Annotated in this window: 20 protein-coding genes; 9 read left to right on the forward strand and 11 right to left on the reverse strand. The window is 64.4% G+C overall.

The annotated features are described in order from the left end of the window. Positions 1-2: 2 nt before the first annotated feature. The 3 genes from AC4FS3_RS21250 to AC4FS3_RS21260 are packed head-to-tail and all read left to right on the forward strand — an operon-like array spanning position 3 to position 2124. The gene (locus AC4FS3_RS21250; protein WP_491022191.1) at positions 3-755 is read left to right on the forward strand and encodes an energy-coupling factor transporter transmembrane component T; all 753 of its coding nucleotides are present in this window, start codon (positions 3-5) and stop codon (positions 753-755) included. After that, positions 746-1468 carry an energy-coupling factor ABC transporter ATP-binding protein gene (locus AC4FS3_RS21255; protein ID WP_491022192.1) on the forward strand — a complete coding sequence of 241 codons (723 nt, stop codon included), beginning with the start codon at positions 746-748 and terminating at the stop codon, positions 1466-1468. The genes AC4FS3_RS21250 and AC4FS3_RS21255 overlap by 10 nt, the downstream gene beginning before the upstream one ends. After that, a complete protein-coding gene (locus AC4FS3_RS21260) occupies positions 1465-2124 on the forward strand; it encodes an energy-coupling factor ABC transporter ATP-binding protein (RefSeq protein WP_491022193.1) in 660 nt (219 codons plus the stop codon). Before AC4FS3_RS21255 ends, AC4FS3_RS21260 begins: the two co-directional genes overlap by 4 nt. Here the strand turns inward: AC4FS3_RS21260 and AC4FS3_RS21265 are convergent. After that, complete coding sequence (locus tag AC4FS3_RS21265) at positions 2117-3754, reverse strand: phosphoethanolamine transferase (RefSeq protein WP_491022194.1); 1638 nt, start codon at positions 3752-3754, stop codon at positions 2117-2119. The two genes, AC4FS3_RS21260 and AC4FS3_RS21265, sit on opposite strands and share 8 nt — an antisense overlap. Positions 3755-3950: 196 nt before the next feature. Between AC4FS3_RS21265 and AC4FS3_RS21270 the strand changes: the two genes are divergently transcribed. Then, a complete protein-coding gene (locus tag AC4FS3_RS21270) occupies positions 3951-4604 on the forward strand; it encodes a response regulator transcription factor (protein ID WP_491022244.1) in 654 nt (217 codons plus the stop codon). Beyond that, the gene (locus AC4FS3_RS21275) at positions 4601-5881 is read left to right on the forward strand and encodes a sensor histidine kinase (protein WP_491022195.1); all 1281 of its coding nucleotides are present in this window, start codon (positions 4601-4603) and stop codon (positions 5879-5881) included. Before AC4FS3_RS21270 ends, AC4FS3_RS21275 begins: the two co-directional genes overlap by 4 nt. Here AC4FS3_RS21275 and AC4FS3_RS21280 read toward each other — a convergent pair. From AC4FS3_RS21280 to AC4FS3_RS21295, 4 genes are all read right to left on the reverse strand, one after another. After that, the gene (locus AC4FS3_RS21280) at positions 5866-6906 is read right to left on the reverse strand and encodes an alpha/beta hydrolase (protein ID WP_491022196.1); all 1041 of its coding nucleotides are present in this window, start codon (positions 6904-6906) and stop codon (positions 5866-5868) included. The genes AC4FS3_RS21275 and AC4FS3_RS21280 overlap by 16 nt on opposite strands. A gap of 114 nt (positions 6907-7020) precedes the next feature. Then, positions 7021-8394, reverse strand: coding sequence for an efflux transporter outer membrane subunit (locus AC4FS3_RS21285; protein ID WP_491022197.1), 1374 nt, complete (start codon positions 8392-8394; stop codon positions 7021-7023). Between the two features lie 82 nt (positions 8395-8476). Then, complete coding sequence (locus tag AC4FS3_RS21290; RefSeq protein ID WP_491022198.1) at positions 8477-11635, reverse strand: multidrug efflux RND transporter permease subunit; 3159 nt, start codon at positions 11633-11635, stop codon at positions 8477-8479. A gap of 10 nt (positions 11636-11645) precedes the next feature. Then, positions 11646-12842, reverse strand: a complete 1197-nt coding sequence (locus AC4FS3_RS21295) for an efflux RND transporter periplasmic adaptor subunit (protein WP_491022199.1) — start codon at positions 12840-12842, stop codon at positions 11646-11648. Between the two features lie 141 nt (positions 12843-12983). On the opposite strand from AC4FS3_RS21295, the gene AC4FS3_RS21300 reads away from it, so the two are divergent. Beyond that, a complete protein-coding gene (locus tag AC4FS3_RS21300; RefSeq protein WP_283179278.1) occupies positions 12984-13574 on the forward strand; it encodes a TetR family transcriptional regulator in 591 nt (196 codons plus the stop codon). A 15-nt stretch (positions 13575-13589) separates the two neighbouring features. Here the strand turns inward: AC4FS3_RS21300 and ugpC are convergent, their stop codons facing one another. The 4 genes from ugpC to AC4FS3_RS21320 all read right to left on the reverse strand — a co-directional run bounded on the left by ugpC (position 13590) and on the right by AC4FS3_RS21320 (position 17882). Then, the gene (gene ugpC / locus AC4FS3_RS21305) at positions 13590-14675 is read right to left on the reverse strand and encodes a sn-glycerol-3-phosphate ABC transporter ATP-binding protein UgpC (protein WP_491022200.1); all 1086 of its coding nucleotides are present in this window, start codon (positions 14673-14675) and stop codon (positions 13590-13592) included. Continuing rightward, complete coding sequence (locus AC4FS3_RS21310) at positions 14675-15517, reverse strand: ABC transporter permease subunit (RefSeq protein WP_491022201.1); 843 nt, start codon at positions 15515-15517, stop codon at positions 14675-14677. Before AC4FS3_RS21310 ends, ugpC begins: the two co-directional genes overlap by 1 nt. Positions 15518-15521: 4 nt before the next feature. After that, positions 15522-16481 carry a carbohydrate ABC transporter permease gene (locus tag AC4FS3_RS21315; protein WP_491022202.1) on the reverse strand — a complete coding sequence of 320 codons (960 nt, stop codon included), beginning with the start codon at positions 16479-16481 and terminating at the stop codon, positions 15522-15524. Between the two features lie 105 nt (positions 16482-16586). Further along, positions 16587-17882 (reverse strand): extracellular solute-binding protein, encoded by a 1296-nt coding sequence (locus tag AC4FS3_RS21320; RefSeq protein WP_491022203.1) that lies wholly within the window; start codon positions 17880-17882, stop codon positions 16587-16589. Between the two features lie 191 nt (positions 17883-18073). Here AC4FS3_RS21320 and AC4FS3_RS21325 point away from each other — a divergent pair, with 191 nt between their 5' ends. The 3 genes from AC4FS3_RS21325 to AC4FS3_RS21335 all read left to right on the forward strand — a co-directional run bounded on the left by AC4FS3_RS21325 (position 18074) and on the right by AC4FS3_RS21335 (position 20446). Next, on the forward strand, positions 18074-18964 hold the full coding sequence (locus AC4FS3_RS21325) for a DMT family transporter (protein WP_491022204.1): 891 nt from the start codon (positions 18074-18076) through the stop codon (positions 18962-18964). A 63-nt stretch (positions 18965-19027) separates the two neighbouring features. Continuing rightward, entirely contained in the window at positions 19028-19747 is a 720-nt protein-coding gene (locus AC4FS3_RS21330; protein ID WP_491022205.1) for a L,D-transpeptidase, read from the forward strand. Positions 19748-19870: 123 nt separating this feature from the next. Then, entirely contained in the window at positions 19871-20446 is a 576-nt protein-coding gene (locus tag AC4FS3_RS21335) for a L,D-transpeptidase (RefSeq protein ID WP_092902264.1), read from the forward strand. Positions 20447-20488: 42 nt separating this feature from the next. Here AC4FS3_RS21335 and AC4FS3_RS21340 read toward each other — a convergent pair whose 3' ends face one another. Continuing rightward, the gene (locus tag AC4FS3_RS21340; RefSeq protein ID WP_491022245.1) at positions 20489-21844 is read right to left on the reverse strand and encodes an ATP-binding protein; all 1356 of its coding nucleotides are present in this window, start codon (positions 21842-21844) and stop codon (positions 20489-20491) included. Beyond that, positions 21844-22512 carry a response regulator gene (locus AC4FS3_RS21345; protein WP_491022206.1) on the reverse strand — a complete coding sequence of 223 codons (669 nt, stop codon included), beginning with the start codon at positions 22510-22512 and terminating at the stop codon, positions 21844-21846. Before AC4FS3_RS21345 ends, AC4FS3_RS21340 begins: the two co-directional genes overlap by 1 nt. Between the last annotated feature and the right edge of the window lie 32 nt (positions 22513-22544).

The following is a 22544-nucleotide window of genomic DNA, read 5'->3' on the forward strand; positions in this document are numbered from 1 at the left end:
TCATGTACAGGCCCGGCCCTGATAATTCCTGGCGGCGCGCCAGCCCTCTGACGCGGCTCGCGGTGCTGGCGGTGGTCGCAGCGATGCTGCCGCTCTGGCCGGCGCCGGTGCTGCTGGGGGCGCTGTGTCTTGCGCTGGCAGGGGCGGCAGGGCTTGGTTTTGGCCGTGTTCTGGGGCTGCGGCTGCTGGTTCTGATGGCGCCGGTCGGGCTTGCGCTTGGCCTCGTGCATGGGTTCCTGATCGCGCGGGGTCCGCCCGGCATATGCGGCCCCTTTGCCTGCTACCCAGAGGGGCTGCGCTATGCGCTGCTGGTCTTTTCGCGGCTCGCGCTTTTGCTGTCGGTAAGCCTGATTTTCGTGATGACCACCCGCCCGTCAGATCTGGCGCGGGCGCTGGACGGGGCAGGGGTCAGGCCCTCAGTCTCTTATCTGCTGACGGCGCCGCTGTCGCTGGTGGAAAGCGTTGGCCAGGAGGCGCGGCAAATCCGCGACAGTCTGCAAATGCGTGGCCTCTCGGCGCGCGGCCCCCTGCGGGAGCGGTTCCGGATGCTGGTTGGCATGGTCAATCCGCTGGTGCGCGGGCTGATCACCGAAGCCCCTGTCCGCGCCGAGGCGCTGGAGATGCGCGGCTTTCGCGCCAGCCCGAAGCGCGGGCTGATCGACCCGGTGGAAGACACAGCGCGCGAGATCTGGCTGCGCCGGGGCCTTTTGGCGATTGCGCTGCTGCAACTGGGGCTTTTGCTGCTATGGCGCTGAACGTAAATGATCTTTCCTTTTCCTGGCCGGGCAAACCCCCTTTGTTCAGCGGGCTGTCTTTCGCCCTGGCGCCGGGAGAGCGGCTCTCGATCCTGGCCGGAAATGGCATGGGCAAGACCACGCTGGCGCGCGGCCTTGCGGGGTTCCTTAAAACAGAGGGCGGGCTCGACTGGCAGGGCGAGGCGCTGCAGTCCATGTCGCGTGCGGATCATGCGCGCCTTGTACAGGTCGTGGGGCAGCGGCCGCATTTGCAGCTCAGCGGGCGCGGCTACAGTCTGCGTGAAGAGGTGGCATTCGGGTCGGAAAATCTTGGCCTGCCGGTCGCCGAGATCCGTGCGCGCACGGCAGAAGCGCTGCATTTCCTCAACCTGACCCATCTCGCAGAGCGCGATTGCCGCCGGCTCTCGGGGGGAGAGACACAGCGCGCGGCGCTGGCCGGCGCGCTTGCGATGCGGCCGCGTCTTCTGATCCTGGACGAGCCGATGACCGATCTCGATGCCGAAAGCCGCGATGCCCTGGCCGGGCATCTGCGCAGCCTGCCCTGGGAGATGGCGGTGATCTTCCTTGATATTGGCTGGCAATCCTGGATGGCAGGGCTTGTCGATCGCCATTTGCTGCTGGATCAGGGTGAGATGCGCGGCCCGCTGACAACAGAGGCGCTGTTCGCGACGCCGCTGCCCGAGCGTATTTTTCTGGCGGGACAACCGGCATGACGCGCGAAGATACGGTGGTCACAGACGATCTGAGCTTCGGCTATCCCGGCCAGGCCCGGCTTTTTGAGCGTCTTTCGCTGCGATTTGCCCCGGGGGCGGTGGTGGCGGTGCTTGGCCCCAACGGGCGCGGCAAAAGCAGCCTCTTGCGGCTTTTCGCGGGGCTGGAACAGCCGCTTTCGGGCAGGATCTCGGTCGCGGGTGTCGATCCGGCAGGCCCGGAGGCCCGCGATCTGGCCCGGGTGGCGGGCATGGTCGCACAAACCTCAGACCGCCATTTCCTGCGCTCGAAGGTTCAGGACGAGGTGGCGCTGACTGCCCGCAACCTCGACCTGCCCGACCCCGCCGCGCTGGCCGCTCAGGCGCTGGAGCGGCTCGGGATTACGGGCCTCGCGGCGCAGCATCCGCTTGATCTTGACGCTGGCGAGAAACGCCTGGTCGCGCTGGCTTCGGCCATCGCGCATGGGCCGCGCCTTTTGCTGCTTGATGAGATCCAGCGCGGGCTGGACCGGATCAACCGGCAAAAGGTAATCCGGCTGATCCGCGCGGAGGCGGCGCAGGGCACCACCATCCTTGCGGTGACCCATGACCGCGATTTCGCGGAGGCCATCGCCGGGGCCGAACTGGTCTTCGGCGACGATGGCATCCGCCTCACATAAGGCCCGGGTTGCGGCAGGGCGCGGTCAGATCCAGCGCGGCGTCGCGGGCCGAAGTGCTGACATCCATCAGCCCCAGCACGGTGTGGAAGAAATTGTCATGGCTGACCGGCTGTGCCGCCTCCTGCGCAAGGCAGGTGGTGTCGAGCCCCATCGCGCCTGAGAAGCGCGGATCCAGCCAGAGGACGAAGGGCACTTTTGTCTGTTCGGCAGGCGCCATGAACGAGGGGGCGGCATGCAGGTAGAGGCCGTTTTCTCCCAGTGATTCACCATGGTCCGACATAAACACCATGGCCGGGATCACATTCTGAGCTGCGGCAAGCATGTCGATGGTGCTGGCCAGAACGTGATCGGTCTCGAGGATCGAATTGTCATAGGCGTTGACGATCTCTTCCGCGGTGCAATCCGAGAATTGTGCGCTTTCGCAGGCGGGGGCAAAACCCGCGCGCTCCGGCCCGTAGCGCAGGTAATAGGCGGGGCCATGGCTGCCGATCATATGCAGAACCAGCACCGTATCGCGGTCGATCTTTGCCAGCCGGTCGCGAATTATCGGCAAAAGTGCCTCATCCGTGCATTCGACCGCGCAGGCTTCCGGCGCAAGGCTGGCATCGACCCGCGCCCAGCCGGTACGGCTGGCCACATTCTGATCGCCGGTATTATTATCGACCCAGAGCGGGGTGATCCCGGCATGGCCGAGGATATCCATCAGATTCTCGCGGCCAAGCGCGCCCTCGCGGCTGTAGCTGGCCTTGCCGAGGCCCGAGAACATGCAGGGCACCGACACGGCGGTCGAGGTGCCGCAGGAAGAGGCATCGGTAAAGGCGATCACATCGCGCTTCGCGAGCTCCGGTGTGGTGTTGCGCGCATAGCCGTTCAGGCCGAAATTCTGCGCCCGCGCGGTCTCTCCGACAAAGACGACCAGCAAGACGGGCTTGTCTGCGCGGGCCAGCGCTTCGCCAGGTTTCGCATCCCGGCCATAAGGCGCGGCGGTGGGGTCGGCGGTCTTCCACTGCTCGCGCGCATAGCGAATGCCTGCGGTCAGGCTGGCGCCAGGCTGATAGGACCCCATCAGGTCATGGCGCTCGCGCAGCATGGCCGAGTAATCCTTGTAATGGCTGAACAAGGCGCCGGTCATCAGTGCAAAACTCAGCGCCACGCCCAGAGGCCAGCGCCAGAGCTGATGCATCAGCCCGACACGGCTGACACGCGGCCAGAAGACCAGCGCTGCCGGCAGCACGCCGGTTACAAAGATTTCGGCGGCCATCCGCAGCGTGATCAGATGGCGCGATTCCGTGACCGTGGTCTCAAAGACATTGCGCACCATCTCGCGGTCGATCAGCACGCCGAAATTGCGCTCATAATAGCTGGCGGTGGCGGCGAGGAGGATCAGCACCGCCGCTATCGGCTTTTGCAGGCGCCCGGGGCCGAGCAATTCAAGGGTCAGCAGCGTCAGCGCCCAGACCCCGAAGCCGAACATCACCACCCGGCCGGGCGCTGCGGGAAATTCCGCCATCAGCCGCGTCCAGAACCCGTGATTGAGCGCCAGCATCACAAAAGAGGCCACTGCAAGGTTCAGCACGAGATGCGGGACAACAGGGCGCGGAAGACGCCGGAGGGATTCGTAAAGCGACATATGCCTGTCTTTCTGGCACCGGCTGGGGCCGGGCCCTGGTAAACATTGGCCACATGCGGGCCATTTATCCCTGGCTTGTCGCCTCCGAACCTTGCGCCAGGCTTGCAGTCTCGCCTGCGAAACCGATTTTCTGCGCAGGCGTCTTATGGCCCGCAATTCTCTCGCCTCAGCCGCAGCCGCAGGCTATGCAGCCAATATGCGCCTGCTTCTTGTCGAGGATTCCTCTGATCTCGCCGGTTCCGTGCTGCGTCATCTGGCGGCTGCGGGCCATGCGGTTGATCATGCCGGTGATGCCGCGGGCGCGCTGGCCGCGCTGGCGGTCGGGGATTATGCCTGTGTGATCCTGGATCTGGGCCTGCCCGATGGTTCCGGCCTGTCGGTCCTGCGCGAGCGTCGCAGGGCGGGCGACCGGACGCCAGTGATCATCGCGACCGCGCTCGACCAGATCAGCGACCGGATCGCGGGGCTTGATGCCGGTGCCGATGATTATGTCGTCAAACCCTTTGATCTGGCCGAGCTGTCGGCGCGCATCCGCGCCCATGCGCGGCGCGGCCAGTTCCTGCCGGAGGCCCGGCTGCAGATCGGCGGGATCGAGGTCGACCGCGCGGCGGCACGGCTCTGGCGCGGGGCTGAGGAGATCCGCCTGACCTCGCGCGAATGGGCGCTGTTTGACGCGCTTCTGGGTGCGCGGGGGCGGGTGCTGGGGAAATCCGCGCTGGAAGAGGCGCTCTATAATTTCGACGCGACCATCGAAGGGAACGCAGTCGAGGTCTATATCTCGCGGCTCAGGCAAAAGATCGGCGCCGGGATGATCGAGACAAGGCGCGGCCTCGGATATGTGCTGACATGAGCGGCGTGGGCCGCAAGTCCTGGTCGATCCGTCGCCGTCTGACCCGGCGCGTGCTGTGGCTTGTGCTTTTGGCCTGGCTGGGCGCGATTGCGCTGGCGACGCTGTTTCTGGACCATGAAATCAACGAGATGCTGGATGAAGAGCTCCAGGCCATGGCGGAAACCACGGTGCTTTACATCGAGGCGAGCCCCGGTCAGGTGATCCCCCGCAATATCGGCATCGATCCAGGAAATGGCGAGCGGGTGCTGCGCATCCTGCGGGCGGGTGATCCGGTGCCGACAGAGCCCTGGCCCGCACTTGCCAGCGATGGGTTCCATAATGCGAATGGCTGGCGCGTTTTACGGGTGAGTGCGGAAAACGCCGTGATCGAGGTCGCCCATAATGAGGCCTGGCGGCGCGAGGAAATGTTCGAGGCGGCCTCGGCCTTTCTGGTGCTGATCCTGCCGATGGTGCTTCTGCTGGTCTGGGGGCTGCGTCAGAGCCTGGCAAAGGGGTTTGCACCGCTGGAAGATCTGACTGCGGGGATTGCGGGCCGTCCGCCCGCCGATCTTTCGCCGGTGCCCGAGGCCGGGCTGCCTGATGAACTGCATCCGCTGGCCCATGGGCTGAACCAGTATATTGCGCGCGTCAGTGCGCTGCGCGATGCCGAACGCGCCTTCATCGCCAATGCCTCGCATGAATTGCGCACGCCGGTCGCCGCGATCCGCGCCCGGCTTGATCTGTCGCAGGATGCCGATGCCCGCGCGACGCTGCCGATGCTTGATGCACTGACGCGGCGGGTGGAGCGGCTCTTGCAGCTCTCGCGATCCGAGGCGGGTCTCGGGCTCGGGCGCGGACCGGCGGATCTGATCCGGATCACCCGGCTTTTGCTGCGCGAGACCGGGGCGGGGCAGATCCGGTTCGATGACGGCGATCTTGAGGCGGTGCAGGTTGCCGCCGACCCCGATGCGCTCGCGATCCTGTTGCGCAATCTGATCGAGAATGCGGTGGAGCATGGCAGCGGCCAGGTTTTGCTGCGGATCCGCGAAGTGCCCGGCGCCGGGGTTAAAGTGCTGATCGAGAACCCGACCAGTGGCACTGAATTCCATGATCAGGCTTTCGCCAAACGGCCGGGATCGACCGGTACCGGGCTCGGTCTGACCATCAGCGCCGAACTGGCCTCGGCCATGGGGGCGAAAATCACCCGCCGGATCGCGGATGGCATGGCGCGGGTCGAAATCTCGCTGCGCGGGGCCATCGCCCCGGCGGCGGGGCAGGGGGGTCAGAGCCCCAGCTGATCCAGGGCATAGGCCCCGGCCTGGCGCAGCCCCTGAAACACGTTGGTCACCGCGCTTTCCCCGGCCCCGGACAGAAGGCTGACATAGCGGCTATGGGCCGGGTCATCGCTGGGCAGATCGGTGATATCAATGATGCGGATCCCCAGCCGACGCGCCAGTTCGCGGATCGCGGGATCCTTGACATCGACGGTTCCGAGCCGCTCGCGCCGTGCCGCCAGGCGGGCGGAAAAGGCCAGTGCCTTGTCATCGGATGAGACCAGCACCGTCAGCGGATGCTTTAGTTGCCCGATCACGGCCATCTGTTCGCGAAACATATCCAGATCAATATCGGGCGCGGCCAGGATCACCTCCAGCCGGTCCAGCACATCGCTGCGGCCTTCAAGCTTCAGCTGCCGCAAGGCCTCCATCACCAGGCGCCCGCCCATGGAATGACCAAGCACCATCACGGGCTCGGTGGTTTTGCGCCCCCGGCTCAGATCCGAGAGGAGGCCCGCCAGCGCCGAACGCGAGTAATCCGCCCCGTCACGATCAGCGATATAGCCCGCGACATGGGCCTGGGACGGCCAGGAGAACAAGACCGGATTGCCGGCGACATGCGCATCCGCCGAGAGCTGCGCGAGGCGATAAAGCGCTTCCTGGAATGACGTATTGAAGCCATGGACATAGACGCCGGTCTGCTCATGGCCCAGATCCTGCAGAAAGGCGCGTGGGGCAAGGGCGACCTGGCCGAGCGTGACGAAATCAGTCGCGGGATCGGGGCGCCCTTTCGGCCATTCAATCGCGCCGGGCTTATGGCCGGGTGGCACCGAGATGTCGAAATAGCCATAGCCCGGTGCGGGCGCGCGATCCGACCCGAAACTCCAGGCATTGACCGGGTCGCGGGCACGGGTGGTGACCATCCAGACGCGCCGGGTTGTGGCGTCGGGAAGGGTTCCCTCAGCCACGGGCAAAAGCACATCTGCCCCGGGGCGCGGGGCACAGGCCAGCAGCGCCAGCAGCAGCACAAGGATCAGGGCAGGGCGCATTCAGGGCCACTTCGCTGGTCATCCGGGGAAGGTGCAGGCGGGAAATGCGGGCCTGCACCGGGGGTTATGAAATCATAACCCCGGTGACAGCTGTATGAAAACCCGGATCCCGCCTCACTTCATCGGAGCGGCTGCGGCGATCGAGACCGCAACATAGGCCGCCGCCTGATCCCGCACGGCGCCCGCCAGCGCGGTGCGCGCGGTAAGCGCGGTGCGTTCGGCATCCAGCACGGTGAAGAAATCGGTCTGTCCGGCCTGCCAGGCATCGCGGGCCAGTGTCACCGTCTCTTGCGCGGTCGAGACCAGCTTGCGCTGTGCCGCCACATTGGTGCCGCCGCGCCGCCAGGCGGAAAGGCCGTTCTCGACCTCTTCCACCGCGTCGAGCACTTCGGCCTGCCAGCGGATATGAGCCTGGACCGCCCGCGATTCTGCGGCTTTCAGATTGGCCCGGTTGGCGCCGCCGGTGAAGATCGGCAGGTTGATCGCAGGTCCGAAGGACCAGGAGGTCGGGTTGCCGCCGCCCCTGACATTCATCGGGCGGATCGAGCCTGACAGGCTGACCGAAGGCCAGAACTCTGCCTCGGCCACACCGATCCGCGCGACGGCGGCAGCAAGACCGCGCTCGGCGATCTGCACATCGGGACGGGCGCGGATCACGTCGGCAGGCAAACCGACCGAGGGGTTCGAACGCGCGGAAGGCTGCGCGCCGCCTTTTTGCAGCTGCGGGCGCAGAGTGGCGGTGCGCGAGGCCGTCAGCGTCGCAAGCCGGTTCACCGCCTGATCGAACCCGGTCTCCAGCACCGGCAGGCTCGCTTCGGCCTGGGCCACCGCCTGTTCGGCCTGAAGCACATCAAGGCGGCTGGCCTGGCCGACTTCCAGCATGTCCTGGGTCAGGCGCAGCGTCTCGCGCCGGCTGCTGATGCTTTGCCGGGTCAAAGCGATGCTTTGCTGGTAATAGCGCAGGTCGATATAGGTCGTGGCCACAGCGGCGGTGACGGCGCGGCGCGCGGCCTCTTCGGAGAGCTTTGAGGCCTCGAGTTCGGCAATGGCTGCGGCGCGGGCCGAGCGGTTGCCGCCGAAAATGTCAAACATCCACGAGGTTGAAAGCGTCGCGGAAGTGCTTTCCGTGATCGCGCCCGATCCCTGGCTGTCGCCCCGCGTCGCGCCGGCGCTGGCGCTGGCCTGAGGCAGGCTGGCCGCGCGGGCAGCGGCGACACCGGCGCCTGCCTCGTCAATCGCTGCGACCGCCTCATGGATCGAGAGGTTGCGCGCAAGGGCCGTCGTGATCAGCCCGTCCATGGTCCTGTCCTGGAAACTGAGCCACCAGGCACCATTGGCGCTGCGGGCAGGGGCGCCGGTTGCGAAAGCGGCGGCGGTGTCGGCGCTCGGCGCGGTATATTCTGTCGTGACACAGGCCGAAAGCGCCAGCGTCAGCGGCAGGATCGCGAGGTAACGCCCGAGGCGGGGCCGGAATGGGGTGCTGCTCATGGATGCGGTCTTTTTGTTATGGGGCCGGAGTGGGAAGACAAAGAAAGCGACGGGGGCATGCTCTGCCATGCCCCCGCCAGGGTTATTCCGCCGGATGGACAGATCCTTGGGTATCATTGGCGGAACCCGTCTTTTTGAGACGTTTATGCGTCCCGAAGAGTTTCATCACGAAGACGAAGAAGATCGGCGCGAAGAGCACACCAAGGACCGTGGCCGCGATCATACCGCCGACCACATTGATCCCGATGGCGTTCTGGCTGGCCGCCGAGGGGCCGGTCGCAATCGCCATCGGCACCACGCCCATGGTGAAGGCAAGGGACGTCATCAGGATCGGGCGGAAGCGCAGACGGCAGGCCTCGATGGTGGCCGCCATCAGCTCCTGACCTTCGGCGATCAGGTCTTTCGCGACCTCGACGATCAGAATGGCGTTCTTTGCCGAGAGCCCGACAATCGTGATCAGGCCCACGGTGAAGAAGACGTCATTCGACAGCCCCGCCCACATCACCGCCGCGACCGAGCCAATAGCGCCCATTGGCACGATCAGCATGACCGAGAGCGGGATCGACCAGCTGCCGTAAAGACCGGCAAGGCAGAGGAAGACGAAGAGGATCGACAGACCGATCAGCATGGGCGCCTGGCTGCCGCTTTCGATCTCCTGCTTCGACTGACCGGTCCATTCATAGGCGAAACCGGTGGGAAGCTCGCCGGCAAGACGCTCCATCTCGGCGATGGCCTCGCCTGACGAATAGCCCGGTGCCGCCTCGCCATTGATCCTCAGCGCAGGGTAGCCGTTATAGCCGACGATCTGCGTCGGGCCGTAGCCCCATTCGGCGGTGGCAAAGGACGACAGCGGCACCATGCCACCCTGCACATTGCGGACGTTGATCTTCATCACGTCTTCGATGTTCATCCGGCTCGACGCTTCGGCCTGGACCATGACGCGCTGCATTTTGCCGTCATTCGGGAAGTCGTTCACATAGCCTGACCCAAGCGCGACCGAGATGGTGCGGTTGATCTCGCCAAAGGTGACGCCGAAAGCATTGGCCTTTTCGCGGTCGACACGCAGGCTGAGCTGCGGGCCGGCGGGAAGGCCTTCGACATACATCTGGCCGAGGATCGGGCTGTCGGCCGCGCCGGCAAGGATCTGGTTCGCCGCATCCTGCAGTGCCGCATTGCCCATATTGGCGCGGTCCTGCAGCCGGAAGGCAAAGCCGGAACTCGTCCCCAGCCCCTGGATCGGCGGCGGCGACAGCGCGAAGGCGATGGAATCGCGGATCGAGAACAGCATACCCGAAAGCTGGCCCGCAAGGCCCGGCGCCGAGAGTTCCGGCGTCTTGCGTTGGGCCCAGTCATCCAGCGTTACGAAGGCAAGCCCCGAATTCGGCCCCTGGCCAAAGAAGGAATAGCCCTGGATCACCACGATGGAATCGACGCCGTCCATGCCAAGAGCAAAGCCTTCGGCCTGTTTGGTGACTTCGCGCAGCCGGTAGGTGGTGGCGCCGGGCGGTGCCTGGAGGTTGGCGATCAGGAAGCCCTGATCCTCATCGGGCAGGAAGGCCGAGGGGATTTTGACATAGAACCAGCCAAGGCCAGCCACCAGGGCGACATAGATGATCATCATCCGCCCCGCACGCCGCGTCAGCCCGCCAACCGCGCCGGTATAGCCCTTGGTGGCGCGGTCGAAATTGCGGTTGAACCAGCCAAAGAGGCCGCGTTTCGCATGGCCATGCCCTTTCGCGACCGGCTTGAGGAAGGTCGCACAAAGCGCCGGCGTCAGCGAAAGCGCAAGGAAGGCCGAGAAGGCAATCGAGACCACCATAGTCAGCGAGAATTGCTGGTAGATGATGCCGACCGAGCCGGGGAAGAAGGCCAGCGGAATGAACACCGCCATCAGCGCCAGCGTGATCCCGACAATCGCGCCGGAAATCTGCCCCATTGCCTTTTTCGAGGCTTCTTTCGGCGGCAGCCCTTCTTCGGACATGATCCGCTCGACGTTTTCGACGACCACGATGGCGTCGTCGACCAGAATACCGATGGCAAGGATCATCGCGAACATGGTCAGCACGTTGATCGAGAAGCCCGCCGCCAGCATCACCGCCAGCGTCCCGGCCAGCGCGATCGGCACCACGAGGGTCGGGATCACGGTATAGCGGAAATTCTGCAGGAAGACGAACATCACGACAAAGACCAGGCCCACGGCTTCCAGCAGCGTCATCACCACTTTGTGGATCGAGGCCGAGACAAAAGGCGTGGTGTCATAAGGGATTTCATAGCCGATCCCTTCGGGGAACATCGGCGCAAGCCGTTCCATCACTGAACGTACGCCGGCGGCGGTGTCCAGCGCATTGCCGGTTGGCGACAGCTGGATGCCGATGGCGGCGGTTTCCTGACCGTTGAGGAAGGTCTTGAACGCATACATCTCGGCATCGATTTCGATGCGCGCGACGTCTTTCAACAGCACCAGGCCGCCACCCTCGGCCGAGCGCAGCACGATATTGCCGAATTGCTCGGGGTTGGACAGCTGGCCGGTCACCAGCAGCGTCGCCTGGATCTGGGTGCCCTCGGGCGCGGGTTCGGCGCCGATGGAACCTGCCGCGACCTGGGCGTTCTGTTCGGCAATGGCCGTGGTGATGTCGGTCACGGAAAGATCCAGACCCACCAGTTTCGCCGGGTCGATCCAGACGCGAAGCGCGCGTTCGGTCGCAAAGACCTGGGCACGGCCCACGCCGGGAACACGGCGCAGCTCATTGACGACATTGCGCGAAATATAGTCGCCAAGTGCCACGGCATCGAGACCCGATTCCGGTGTCGCGGTCAGCGCCACCAGCATCAGAAAGCCCGCGCCTGCCTCTTCGACCAGAACGCCCTGTTGCTGCACCTGCTGCGGCAGGGAGGATTCGACCCGGCGCAGACGGTTCTGGGTGTCGACCACGGCCTGGGCCACTTCGGTCCCGGCTTCGAAGGTGACGTCGATGGTCACCGCCCCGGTCGATTCCGAGGTGCTCTGGAAGTAGAGCATGCCGGGGATGCCGTTCAGCTCTTCTTCGATGGGCTGGGTGACCTGCCGATACAGATCTTCGGGCGAAGCGCCCGCGAAACGGGTCGAGATCGAGACCTGCGGCGGCGCAACATCAGGATATTGCGAGACCGGCAGCATCGGCAGCGACAGCGCCCCCGCCAGTGTTATGAAGATCGCGATGACCCAGGCAAGGACCGGGTTGTCGATAAAAAACTTTGCCATGGATCAGGTCTCAGTTCGTGCCGGCTTCTGCCGGAGCAGCGAGCGCTTTTGCGCAGACATCGGGGGGGGTATCACCGGTCGAGGGGTCTGCCCAGCAGACCGGAGAAACCGGCGCGCCGGGGCCCATTTTCTGGAACCCGTCAACGATCAGCATTTCGCCTGCAGTCAGGCCGTCATGCACGGTCACGCGGTTGCCGACCGACCGGCCAAGGCCGACCGTGCGCAGCTCGGCCGCGCCTTTCGTCACTACATAGACCATGGCTTTGCCCGAAGCATCGCGCTGCACCGCCTGGCCCGGAATGGCGAAGGCCGCTGCTTCGGTGGCCTGTTCGACCGAGACCCGCACATACATGCCCGGCAGCAGGATGCCATCCGGATTGGGGAATTCAGCGCGCAGTGTCACCTGGCCCGAAGACCGTTCGACCGAGGCTTCGGCGAACAAAAGCTTGCCGGGATGGGCATATTGCGAGCCGTCATCCAGCAAAAGAACCACCCGGGCGGCGCCTGGCTCGACCTGGGTCAGTTCGCCCGAATCCAGCGCCTGGCGCAGACGCAGGAGTTCCGAGACCGGCTGCTGCATATCGGCATAGACCGGGTCAAGTTGCTGGATCGTGGTCAGCACCTCGCCCTGCGCCGAAACCAGCGCGCCTTCGGTCACCTGGGCGCGGCCGATACGGCCCGAAATCGGCGCCTTGACCTCGGTATAGCTCAGGTTGATCTCGGCGGCGCGCAGCTGTGCTTTGGCTTCGGCCAGCGCGGCGGCGGCCTGGAGGCGCGTTGCGGTCGCCGTCTCGAATTCGGCCTGGCTCGTGATATTGCGTTCATTGAGCGAGGCATAGCGCCGCTCGGTCGCCTCGGCCTCGGCCAGCACGGCCTCGGCACGGGCGACAGAGGCCTTAGCCGCTTCGACCGCGATTTCATAGCTGGCGCTGTCAAGGCGGAACAGCACATCGCCCGCCGTCACAAGGCTGCCCTGTTCGAACACCCGGGTCTCGATGATGCCGCCCACTCGCGGGCGCACATCGGCGACCTGCGTGGCCGAGACGCGACCCGGAAGCTCGGAGGTTACGGAGATGCTTTCTGGCTGAACCATCACGACACCCACCGAGGCAGGCGGCATCCCGCCCTCCTGCGCCAGGAGGGACGTGGTCGACAACAGAGACATGCCGGCAACAACGGCCAGGGCACGGAAAATCGAAACGGGCATAGGATGTCCTGAAAAGCAAGGAGGAGGAGTCAGGTTTGTTCTGGGCATATGTCCAACTTGAACACGTGTCCAGCTTGTTTTTGTGTCATGACCTGCTAAAATGAATGAAATGCTGAAATCGGAGGCAATGATTTGGCCTATATGTCGCGCGAGGAACGGCGTGAGCAGATCATGAATGCTGTGGTCGAACTGGTTGCGCAGGAAGGGCTTGCGGCGGCGACGGTGCGGCGCATCGCCTGCCAGCTGCAATGTTCGCCCGGCCAGATTCACCACCATTTCGATTCGGCCGAAGCCCTGCGCGCCGAGGCCGTGCGCGAGGTCTGGAGCCGGCTGGAGCCGCAACTCGTCGCCGCCTTGCGAAAATTATCGCCGCGCGAAAGGCTGATCACGGTGCTTTCGGGCTGCAAGACGCAGATCCTGGGCGAGGATGATCCGCTGCTTCGGGTTGCCGAACGGCTCTGGAACGAGGCCTGGGAAACGCGTCGCGATTCCGCCGTTCGGGCCGCGATTGTCGAAGGCGTCTGCAAAATGCGCAACGAAGTCTGCGCCAGCCTGGCAGAAGGGGTGGCGGCAGAGGATTTCCCCGAAGATCTCGACGTGAACCGGATGTCGCTTTTGCTGATCGCCGCCTCACAGGGCTTTGACTTCCTGGAAGAGGTCGGGATCGAGCAAGAGCTTGGCACCGATAAGCGCGGCTATATGATTGAGGTAATGCGCCGCGAGGGTCTTTGATCAGACGGTCTCTGGTCACGCCGTCTGGGGCACCGCAAGGCCGGAGCGGGCGGCTGTGGCGATGCGTTTGCCGGTGCTGGTCTCGAACAGATGCAGCTTTGCCGAAGCCACCGAAAGCCGCATCTCGCTGTCGATCTGCATGGCTGGATCAAGCGTCAGCACCAGCGGCTGGCCGTCAATATGGCCATGCACCAGACGCTGCGCGCCCAGCTCTTCGATGAAATCTGTGCGGAAGGGCAGGCCAGTGGCCGATGGCACCAGATCTTCGGCGCGGATCCCCAACGTCACGGCACCTTTCGCGCCCGGCAGCTGCCCCAGCTCGATCACCGAAGTGCCAAGGCGCAGCCGTGCGCCGTCGAGCTCCGCGTCGAGCAGGTTCATCGCCGGCGCACCGATGAAAGAGGCGACAAAGGTCGAGGCCGGGCGCAGATAGATGTCCAGCGGCGCACCGACCTGTTCAATCCTGCCATCATTCAGCACCACCAGCCGGTCGGCGAGCGTCATGGCTTCCAGCTGGTCATGCGTCACATAAAGCGAGGTGGTGCCAAGCCGCTTTTGCAGCCGCCGGATCTCGCCGCGCATCGTCACCCGCAGTTTCGCATCGAGGTTCGACAGCGGCTCGTCAAAGAGGAAGGCCGAGGGCTGGCGCACCACCGCGCGGCCCATCGCGACTCGCTGGCGCTGCCCGCCCGAAAGCGCGCGGGGCTTGCGGTCGAGATAGGGGCCAAGCTCCAGCATGCGGGCGGCCTCAGCGACACGGGCCTCGATCTCGGGTCCCGGCGTGCGGCGGTTCTTCAGCCCGTAAGCCATATTCTCGCGCACGGTCATATGCGGGTAGAGCGCGTAATTCTGGAACACCATCGCGATATCGCGGTCGGCGGGGTCGATGCGGTTCACCACGCGATCCCCGATCTTCACCTCGCCGCCGGAGATGTCTTCCAGCCCCGCCACCATGCGCAGCAAAGTGGATTTGCCGCAGCCCGAAGGGCCGACCAGCACGATAAGCTCGCCATCCCGGATCGCAAGACTGATGCCCGATACCGATGGCGCCTTCGCCCCCGGATAGGTTTTCGAGACGTCGGTGATTGTGATCGAGGCCATTATTTATCGCTTTCCGTCAGGCCCCTGATGAACCAGCGCTGGAACACCACCACCACGATCACGGGCGGCAGCAGGGCCAGAACGGCAAGGGCGAAGGCTTCGTTGTAATCGGGGATCTGGGAGCCGATCCAGACCTGGAGGATCTGCTTGATGCCGCGCATCAGGGTGAAGAACCGTTCCTCGGTCGTCATCAGCATCGGCCAGAGATACTGGTTCCAGCCATAGACGAACATGATGATGAAGATCGCCGCCATCATGGTTTTCGACAGGGGGATCAGAATATCGATCAGGAATTTCCACGGGCCCGCGCCGTCGATCCGCGCGGCCTCCAAAAGCTCATCCGGGACGGATTTGAAGAACTGGCGGAAGTAGAACGTGCCGGTGGCCGAGGCCAGCAGCGGCACGATCAGCCCGGTATAGCTGTTCAGAAGCCCCAGCGAGGACATGACCTGGTAGGACGGCATGATCCGGACCTCCAGCGGCAGGAGAAGCGTCGTGAAGATGATCCAGAAGAGGAAAGTCGCAAACCGAAAGCGGAAATAGACCAGGGCGTAAGCGGCGGCCATCGAGAGCACGATCTTGCCCACCGCGAACCCGATCCCGAGGATCAGCGAATTCATCAGCATCGTCAGGCCAGTCACCTGGCCGGTAAAGCCGCCCTGCCGCGTCAGCACGGTCTGGTAGGTCCCGACCGCGTTATCTCCGGGGGTCAGGTAGAGGCCGTTCATATGGATATCGACCGCCGAATGGGTCGATGTCATCAGCGCAACCAGCACCGGCACGCACATGAAAAGTGTGCCGAGGATGAGGATGATGTGGTCGAAGGGTTTGATCCGGTTCATCGCCTCACCCGTAATGCACGCGGCGTTCCAGCCAGCGGAACTGGATCAGGGTCAGCACCAGCACGATGACCATCAGGATCACCGATTGCGCCGCTGATCCGCCGATATCATTGCCGCGAAAGCCGTCATTATAGACCTTGTAGACCAGCGTCATCGGGTTGTTCGCCGGCTTGTCCTTCACCATCACATCGATCACCGCGAAAGTGTCGAACAGCGCATAGGTGATGTTGATGATCAGCAGGAAAAACGCCGTCGGCGCCAGCAAAGGCAGGATCGCGGTGCGGAACCGGGTAAAGCCGTTGCGGCAATCGATCACCGAGGCTTCGCGCACGCTGGCCGGGATGCTTTGCAGGCCCGAGAGGAAGAAGATGAAGTTGTAGGGCACCTGTTTCCACACGGAAACCAGGATCATCGCGAAGGCGGTATCCCAGTAATTGATGCCCACCCTCATGTCATAGCCGAACCAGGCCGCAAGGCGCACGAAAGGCCCGATATGCTGATCAAACAGCATCATCCCCATCAGCCCGGCCACCGGCGGCGCGATCGCATATACCGCGATCAGCGCGGTGCGGTAGCTGGTGCGACCCCGGATCACCTTGTCGGCCTTGACCGCGAAGAGAAGCCCGAGGCCCAGCGAGAATACCGTCACCAATACGGTGAAGAGCGCTGTAAACCCCGCGATCCGCTGATATTCGCGCGCGCCGAGCGCGTCCCTGTAATTGTCGATGCCGACAAAGGTCGACCCGAACCCGAACGGGTCCTCGATATAGAAAGACGAGGTGATCGCCTGGACCGAAGGCCAGTAGAAAAACACGAAAATCACCGCGAGCTGCGGCGCGAGGAACAGCCAGGGCAAAAGCGGCTGGTCGAATTGCACGCGCTTTGCGGGTTCGGGCGCGGGGCCGGGGCGGCTTAGCCAGCGCCGGATCAGACCGGGGGGCGCGGGATGGGTGACGTCGCTCATCTTGGGCTTTCACAGGGGAAAGAAGCGGGCGGAAAGAAGCGGGCGGAAAGAAACGGCGAAAGCCGGGCCCGCAAAACTGCAGGCCCGGCCGGTCATGCGGGGTGATCAGCCCGAGGTTTTCGCGAAACGGGCGAGAAGCTCATTGCCTTCGGTCTCGATGGCTTTGAACGCGTCTTCGACGGTTGTGTCACCCGAGAAGATCTTGTTGAATTCGCGCTCTTCGATCACGCGGATCTGCGGATAAAAGCCGAGGCGGTACCCTTTGGACCATTCGCCCTGCGGCTCAAGAAGTTGCAGGATGCCGACTTCCGCAACCGGGTTCGCCTCATACCAGCCATCGGCCTTTGATTTCTCATAGGCGGCCCTGGTGATCGGCACATAGCCGGTGGCCTGGTGGTAGAAGGCCTGCACATCGGTCGTGGTCAGGAAGTTGAAGAAATCAGCCGAGCATTTGTTCTGGTCATCGGGCTTGCCGGCCATCGCAAACAGGGCGGCACCACCGATGAAGGTCGATTTGTTGCCGTCAGTGATGGTCTCATCATAGGGCATGAACGTGGCAGAGAAGGGCATGGTCGCGGTTTTCGACAACCCGCCGAACGACCCCGAAGACCCGATCCACATCGCAACCTTGCCCTCTTCGAAAGGCTTCTGGTTGTCGGCCCAGCCGGCGCCGTAAAAGCCGAAGAGGCCGTCTTTGTGCCAGGCGGCGAGACGGGTCCAGAAGGCGATCATCTCGGGCGCGGTGGCGTGAAGCTCGGTGCCGTCGAACCCGTCATAGCCATTCTGGTTAGTGGCCATCTGGATGTTGTTGCGCGAGTAGAAATTCTCGAAAAGCTGCCAGGTCAGCTGGCTGGCGGTCAGCGGGATATAGCCCGCCTCTTTCAGCTTCGGCGCGACGGTTTCGAATTCGGCCCAGGTCTTTGGGGCCTCGACGCCCGCTTTCGCGAAAGCCTCGGTGTTCAGATACAGGATCGGCGCCGAAGAATTGAACGGCATCCCGATAAACTTACCTTCCGCATCGGCATAGAAATAGCGGATGCCGTCGATAAAGGCGTCGCGATCAAAGCTGTGGCCATTCTGGATCAGCAGGTCTTCGGCAGGGATAGTGGCGCCTTTGGCGTTGATGATGGTGGCGGCACCGGCGTCAAACACCTGGAGGATATTCGGCTGCTCGCCCGAACGGAAAGCCGCGATCCCGGACGCCAGGGCTTCTTCATAGGTGCCTTTCGAAACAGGCGTGATGGCGCAGGCGGATTGCGCCTCGTTGAATTTCCCGGCGACCTGATTGATCACCTGTTCATTGGCGCCACCCATGCCGTGCCACCAGGTGATCTGGACCGGATTGGCGAAAGCTGCGGTGCTGGTTGCCAGCAGCGCCAGCGCGGGAAGGAGTTTTTTCATGACCGGATGCCTCATCGGGAAGATGGGCGGAACCTGACCGGGCATTGTAACAGGGGTGCAGCAGCGGGGCAGCAGTTTCGCGACAATCCGCCCGGCGGTCCTGGCGGGCAAGCGGGCTTGTCTTCGCCTGCGCGGCAAGTGACAAAGCGGTCAGAGGTGCTGCCGGAGCGCCGGATCCGGATGCTTTCGCCATGCAAATCCCCACCGAACCGAACCGCTTTGCCCTGCCGGGGCTGCTTTTGGGGGGCGTGCTGATCGGCTGCTCGCCGATCTGGGTACGACTGTCCGAGACCGGCTCGGTCTCGACCGCCTTCTGGCGACTGGCGCTGGCGCTGATCCCGCTCGCGCTTATGGCGGGCGGGGGCCGGTCAGGCGGTGCAGGGCGGCCGAAAACCCTGCGTGACCGGGTCGAGATCAGCCTGCCCGGCGTGATCCTTGGCGCCGAGCTGGTGGCCTGGCATATCTCGCTGCATCTGACGTCGGTCGCGAATTCGACGCTCCTGGTGAATATGGCGCCGGTTTTCGTGGCGCTTTTCGCCTGGATCGTGCTGAAAAAACCTCCGGGGCGGCTGTTTGCCCTGGCGCTGGTGGTAACGATTGTCGGGGTTGTCGTGCTTAAGGGCGGGCCGGAGGCTTTGCGCGACGGCGATCTCAGGGGCGATGGTATCGCGATTTTCGCCGCCATGCTTTACGCCGCCTATATTCTGATGCTTGGCCGGGCCCGGCAGCGGTTCGCCACCGGCGTGATCATGCTCTGGAGCACCGCAGCCGCCGCGATCGCCGTCTTCCCCTTCGCGCTGATGACCGACCCCAGCCTGATCCCCCTGACGCTTGCGGGCTGGGGCGTGCTGGTCGGCCTGTCCTGGATCAGCCAGGCCGGCGGCCAGAGCCTGATCGCCTGGGCACTGGCCTTCCTGCCGGCGACCTTTTCCTCGCTGACGCTTTTGCTCCAGCCGGTCATTGCCGCGCTGCTGGCCTGGGCGGTGCTGGATGAGGCCCTGACCCTGAGCCAGGCCCTTGGCGGGGTGATCGTGCTTTGTGGCATATGGATCGCACGTGCCGCCCAGATGCGACAGGCCTGAGGTATTTAAGTTCTGCTTAAGCTATGCGGGCAAGACCCGCGCGAAATCTGTCGGAGTTGTCCCATGCCGAACCTGTCCAGCGCCGCCTTGCTTGCGCTGTCGCTTTTTGCCTTTGCCGCCTGTGTGCCGGTGGAGCCGATCCCTGTTGATCCCGTTGCCGCTGCTGCCGCCGCTGAAGCAAAGGCCGAAGCCGAACGGGCCGAGGCGCAAAAGCGCATCGCCTTTGCGCCGGTCAGCGGTGATGTCGCCGCGATGTATGCCGCGCGTGAAGATGGCGGCCAGATCATTGCCGGCATCGACCCTGCGAAGATGAACCCGGATCATGTCCGCCGCGTGGTCGAATTCCAGACCAGTGAGGTCCCTGGCACCATCATCGTCGATCAGGGCGCGCGCGCGCTTTATTTCGTGATGCCCGAGGGCAAGGCGCTGCGCTATGCTGTCGGGGTTGGCCCCGATGCGATGCGGTTTGATGGCGGTGATGCGGTGATCGACCGCAAACAGTCCTGGCCGCGCTGGATTCCGACCGCTGATATGGTCAAGCGCAATCCCGGCCGATACCTGAAATATAAGGACGGGGTGCCCGGCGGCATTTCGAACCCGCTCGGCGCGCGGGCGCTTTATATGCAAAAGGACGGGCGCGACACCTATTACCGGGTGCATGGCACCAATGATCCGACCTCGGTCGGGCGCGCGGTTTCGGCCGGTTGCATCCGTATGCTGAACCAGGATGTCATTGATCTTCACGCCAGAGTGACCATCGGCGCCAAAATCGTGGTGCGCTGAGGCGGCGGGCTTAAGCTTCGGTTAAGCGCGGCGGGTGATCCGGGCGGGGATGGGGCGAAAGCCCGTATCTGACCCAACTGCATGCTCTGAGCATGTTAAGCGTGCCTGCCAAGGAGACCCGAGATGAGCACCAACCCCACCCGCCGCCGCGCCCTGCTGACCGCCGCCGCCGGGCTGACCGCCCTGGCGGCGCCCGGGCTTTTGCGCGCCGAAACCCAGGCGCTGCCGGCCTATCCGAGGCACAATTCCTCGGGCTTTCAGATGCAGGACTGGCGTGACCATTTCGACAGTCTCGGCTCGGGTGTCATCGTCGCGGATTTCGGCTCGCGTGCGCTGCATTACTGGTCGGGGAATGGCCAGGATTACCGGCTGTTTCCGACCTCGGTGCCTCTGACCGAAGAGCTGACGAAGCGAGGCTATACCGAGGTCGTGCGCAAACGTGTCGGGCCGGACTGGACGCCAACCGCCGATATGCGCCGCCGCGACCCCTCGCTGCCGGCCTATCTGCCGCCGGGCAAGGACAATCCGCTCGGCACCCATGCGATGTATCTCAGCTGGCCCGCCTATCTGATCCACGGCACCCATGACACCCGCAAGATCGGGCGGCCGTCCTCTTCGGGCTGCGTCGGGCTTTACAATGAGCATATCGAACAGCTTTTTGCCGTGGTGCCGGTGGGAACCCGCGTGCGGATCATCTGATCAGAGCGGTCAGGTAACCGGGCGGGGCAGGTATCGGGCCGCTCAGGCGGGCAGGATCAACTCTGCCCGCTCACCGCCGCCCTCCCGGGCCGAGAGAGACAATCTGCCGCCCATCCGTTCCATCACCGCCGCGACGATGGCCAGGCCCAACCCGCTGCCCTGGCCCGAAGGGCTGGACGCGCCGCGCCAGAACCGTTCCGTCACATGGGCGCGGTCGGCGTCAGGGATGCCAGGGCCACGATCCAGCACGGTGAAGAGCACCTCATTACCCGCGCGCGTAAGACCTGCCTCGACCATGCCACCGGCAGGTGAGGCGAGGATCGCATTCTCGATCAGATTGCGCAAAGCAGGCGCCAGCAGCATCGCATGCGCCGTATGCCAGAGCCCGGTTGTGCCCCGGATCTCAAGCGCCACGCCGCGCTGTGCCGCCAGCCCCTGGAGGCCCTCGGCCAGATCGGCAAGGAGCCGCGCGCCATCCTGATCCGGCCCGCTGCCATCGGCATTCTCTGCGGCGGTCATATCGAGAAGCTGGCGCACCATCCGATCGGTTCTGGCCACCCCGGTCGAGATCTGCGCCAGCGCGCGGTTGCGTGTCGCCTCATCAGGGGCGATCACCGCGACCTGGGCCTGGGTCTTCAGGCCCGCAAGCGGCGTCTTCAGCTCATGCGCGGCAAAGGCGGTAAAGCTGCGCTCACGTTCGCGCGCGGCCTCGACCCGGCGAAAAAGCCCGTTCAGGGCGGTAACCATCGGGCGCAATTCGCGCGGGCCGGGGGCGGGGTCTATGGCCGAGAGATCGGTCGCCGGGCGCAGGGTCAGCCCCCGCGCCAGCCGGTCAAGCGGCGCAAGGCCACGCCCGACCGCGAACCAGATCAGCGCCGCCAGCACCGGAAGAATGGCCAGAGCCGGCACCAGAAGGCCAAGGATCACCCCACGCACCAGGCGCTCGCGCATCGAAAGCGCGTCGCCGACCATGACGCGGACGCCCATCTCCGCATCGATATGGGAATAGACGCGCCAGGTCTCGCCATCGACCTCACGTTCGGAGAACCCGGCCGCATCATCGGCAAGCCGGGTCTTCGGCGCGCCATCGGATTCGCTCTTCAGCCGGCCGTCAAAGCCCCAGACCTGGCAGATCAGCTCATGTGAATAGCCCTCGGGGCCGTCATCGGGCAGAATATGCGGACGGGGATGGGCCAGCATTTCCACGGCCTCCCCTACAACGCCGCCATTGCGCGCGATCAGCGAGGCCACCATATGCGCCGATTCCTGAAGGCGCCGGTCCAGCACATGATTGACCTCGGTGCGGGTGGTATACTGGATCCAGACTACCGCCGAGAGCCAGACCGCTCCGGTTGCTGCCAGCAGGATCAGGAAGAGCCGCATCCGGATCGACGACATCATGCCTCGCCCTCGGGGGCCAGCCGGTATCCCGCGCCCCGCACTGTCTCGATGAAATCGGCGCCAAGTTTGGTGCGGAGTTTATGGATATGCACTTCGACCGTGTTCGAGCCGACCTCTTCCTGCCAACCATAAAGCCGGTCTTCGAGGAAGGATTTTCCAAGGATCGCGCCGGGGCGTTCCATCAGGGCCTGGATCAGGGTGAATTCGCGATTGGGAAAGATCACCTCGCGCCCGGCAATGGTGCCGCGCATCCGGGCCGGGTCGAGCACAAACCCGTTCCAGCTGAGATGGCTTTCGGCGCGGCCCTGGCGGCGCCTCAGGATCGCGCGCAACCGGGCCGCAAGCTCGTCCAGCTCGAACGGTTTGCCAAGGTAATCATCGGCTCCGGCATCAAGGCCCGCGACCTTATCCTCCAGCCGGTCGCGCGCGGTCAGCAAAAGGACCGGAAGATCGCTTTCCGCCGCCCGCATTTCGCGCAGCAATTCGAGACCGGAGCCATCCGGCAGCATCAGATCCAGCACCATCGCTTCGAAATTTCCTGCCGTCAGCGCCGCCCTGGCATCGGCCACCGACCCGACCGCATCGGGCGAGAACCCGGCCAGCCGCAGCCCGACGCTGAGCCCATCGCGCAAAAGGTCGTCATCCTCGACAATCAAGAGCCGCATCGCTTCCCCATTTTTCCGGCGGGCCATCTTTC

The organism is Pseudogemmobacter sp. TB195 (assembly GCF_058313095.1).

Excerpts from the sequence above, each read along its gene's own strand:
- AC4FS3_RS21250 (WP_491022191.1), top strand. The coding sequence starts at position 3 with ATGTACAGGCCCGGCCCTGATAATTCCTGGCGGCGCGCCAGCCCTCTG.
- AC4FS3_RS21255 (WP_491022192.1), top strand. The coding sequence starts at position 746 with ATGGCGCTGAACGTAAATGATCTTTCCTTTTCCTGGCCGGGCAAACCC.
- AC4FS3_RS21260 (WP_491022193.1), top strand. The coding sequence starts at position 1,465 with ATGACGCGCGAAGATACGGTGGTCACAGACGATCTGAGCTTCGGCTAT.
- AC4FS3_RS21265 (WP_491022194.1), bottom strand. The coding sequence starts at position 3,754 with ATGTCGCTTTACGAATCCCTCCGGCGTCTTCCGCGCCCTGTTGTCCCG.
- AC4FS3_RS21270 (WP_491022244.1), top strand. The coding sequence starts at position 3,951 with ATGCGCCTGCTTCTTGTCGAGGATTCCTCTGATCTCGCCGGTTCCGTG.
- AC4FS3_RS21275 (WP_491022195.1), top strand. The coding sequence starts at position 4,601 with ATGAGCGGCGTGGGCCGCAAGTCCTGGTCGATCCGTCGCCGTCTGACC.
- AC4FS3_RS21280 (WP_491022196.1), bottom strand. The coding sequence starts at position 6,906 with ATGCGCCCTGCCCTGATCCTTGTGCTGCTGCTGGCGCTGCTGGCCTGT.
- AC4FS3_RS21285 (WP_491022197.1), bottom strand. The coding sequence starts at position 8,394 with ATGAGCAGCACCCCATTCCGGCCCCGCCTCGGGCGTTACCTCGCGATC.
- AC4FS3_RS21290 (WP_491022198.1), bottom strand. The coding sequence starts at position 11,635 with ATGGCAAAGTTTTTTATCGACAACCCGGTCCTTGCCTGGGTCATCGCG.
- AC4FS3_RS21295 (WP_491022199.1), bottom strand. The coding sequence starts at position 12,842 with ATGCCCGTTTCGATTTTCCGTGCCCTGGCCGTTGTTGCCGGCATGTCT.
- AC4FS3_RS21300 (WP_283179278.1), top strand. The coding sequence starts at position 12,984 with ATGTCGCGCGAGGAACGGCGTGAGCAGATCATGAATGCTGTGGTCGAA.
- ugpC (WP_491022200.1), bottom strand. The coding sequence starts at position 14,675 with ATGGCCTCGATCACAATCACCGACGTCTCGAAAACCTATCCGGGGGCG.
- AC4FS3_RS21310 (WP_491022201.1), bottom strand. The coding sequence starts at position 15,517 with ATGAACCGGATCAAACCCTTCGACCACATCATCCTCATCCTCGGCACA.
- AC4FS3_RS21315 (WP_491022202.1), bottom strand. The coding sequence starts at position 16,481 with ATGAGCGACGTCACCCATCCCGCGCCCCCCGGTCTGATCCGGCGCTGG.
- AC4FS3_RS21320 (WP_491022203.1), bottom strand. The coding sequence starts at position 17,882 with ATGAAAAAACTCCTTCCCGCGCTGGCGCTGCTGGCAACCAGCACCGCA.
- AC4FS3_RS21325 (WP_491022204.1), top strand. The coding sequence starts at position 18,074 with ATGCAAATCCCCACCGAACCGAACCGCTTTGCCCTGCCGGGGCTGCTT.
- AC4FS3_RS21330 (WP_491022205.1), top strand. The coding sequence starts at position 19,028 with ATGCCGAACCTGTCCAGCGCCGCCTTGCTTGCGCTGTCGCTTTTTGCC.
- AC4FS3_RS21335 (WP_092902264.1), top strand. The coding sequence starts at position 19,871 with ATGAGCACCAACCCCACCCGCCGCCGCGCCCTGCTGACCGCCGCCGCC.
- AC4FS3_RS21340 (WP_491022245.1), bottom strand. The coding sequence starts at position 21,844 with ATGTCGTCGATCCGGATGCGGCTCTTCCTGATCCTGCTGGCAGCAACC.
- AC4FS3_RS21345 (WP_491022206.1), bottom strand. The coding sequence starts at position 22,512 with ATGCGGCTCTTGATTGTCGAGGATGACGACCTTTTGCGCGATGGGCTC.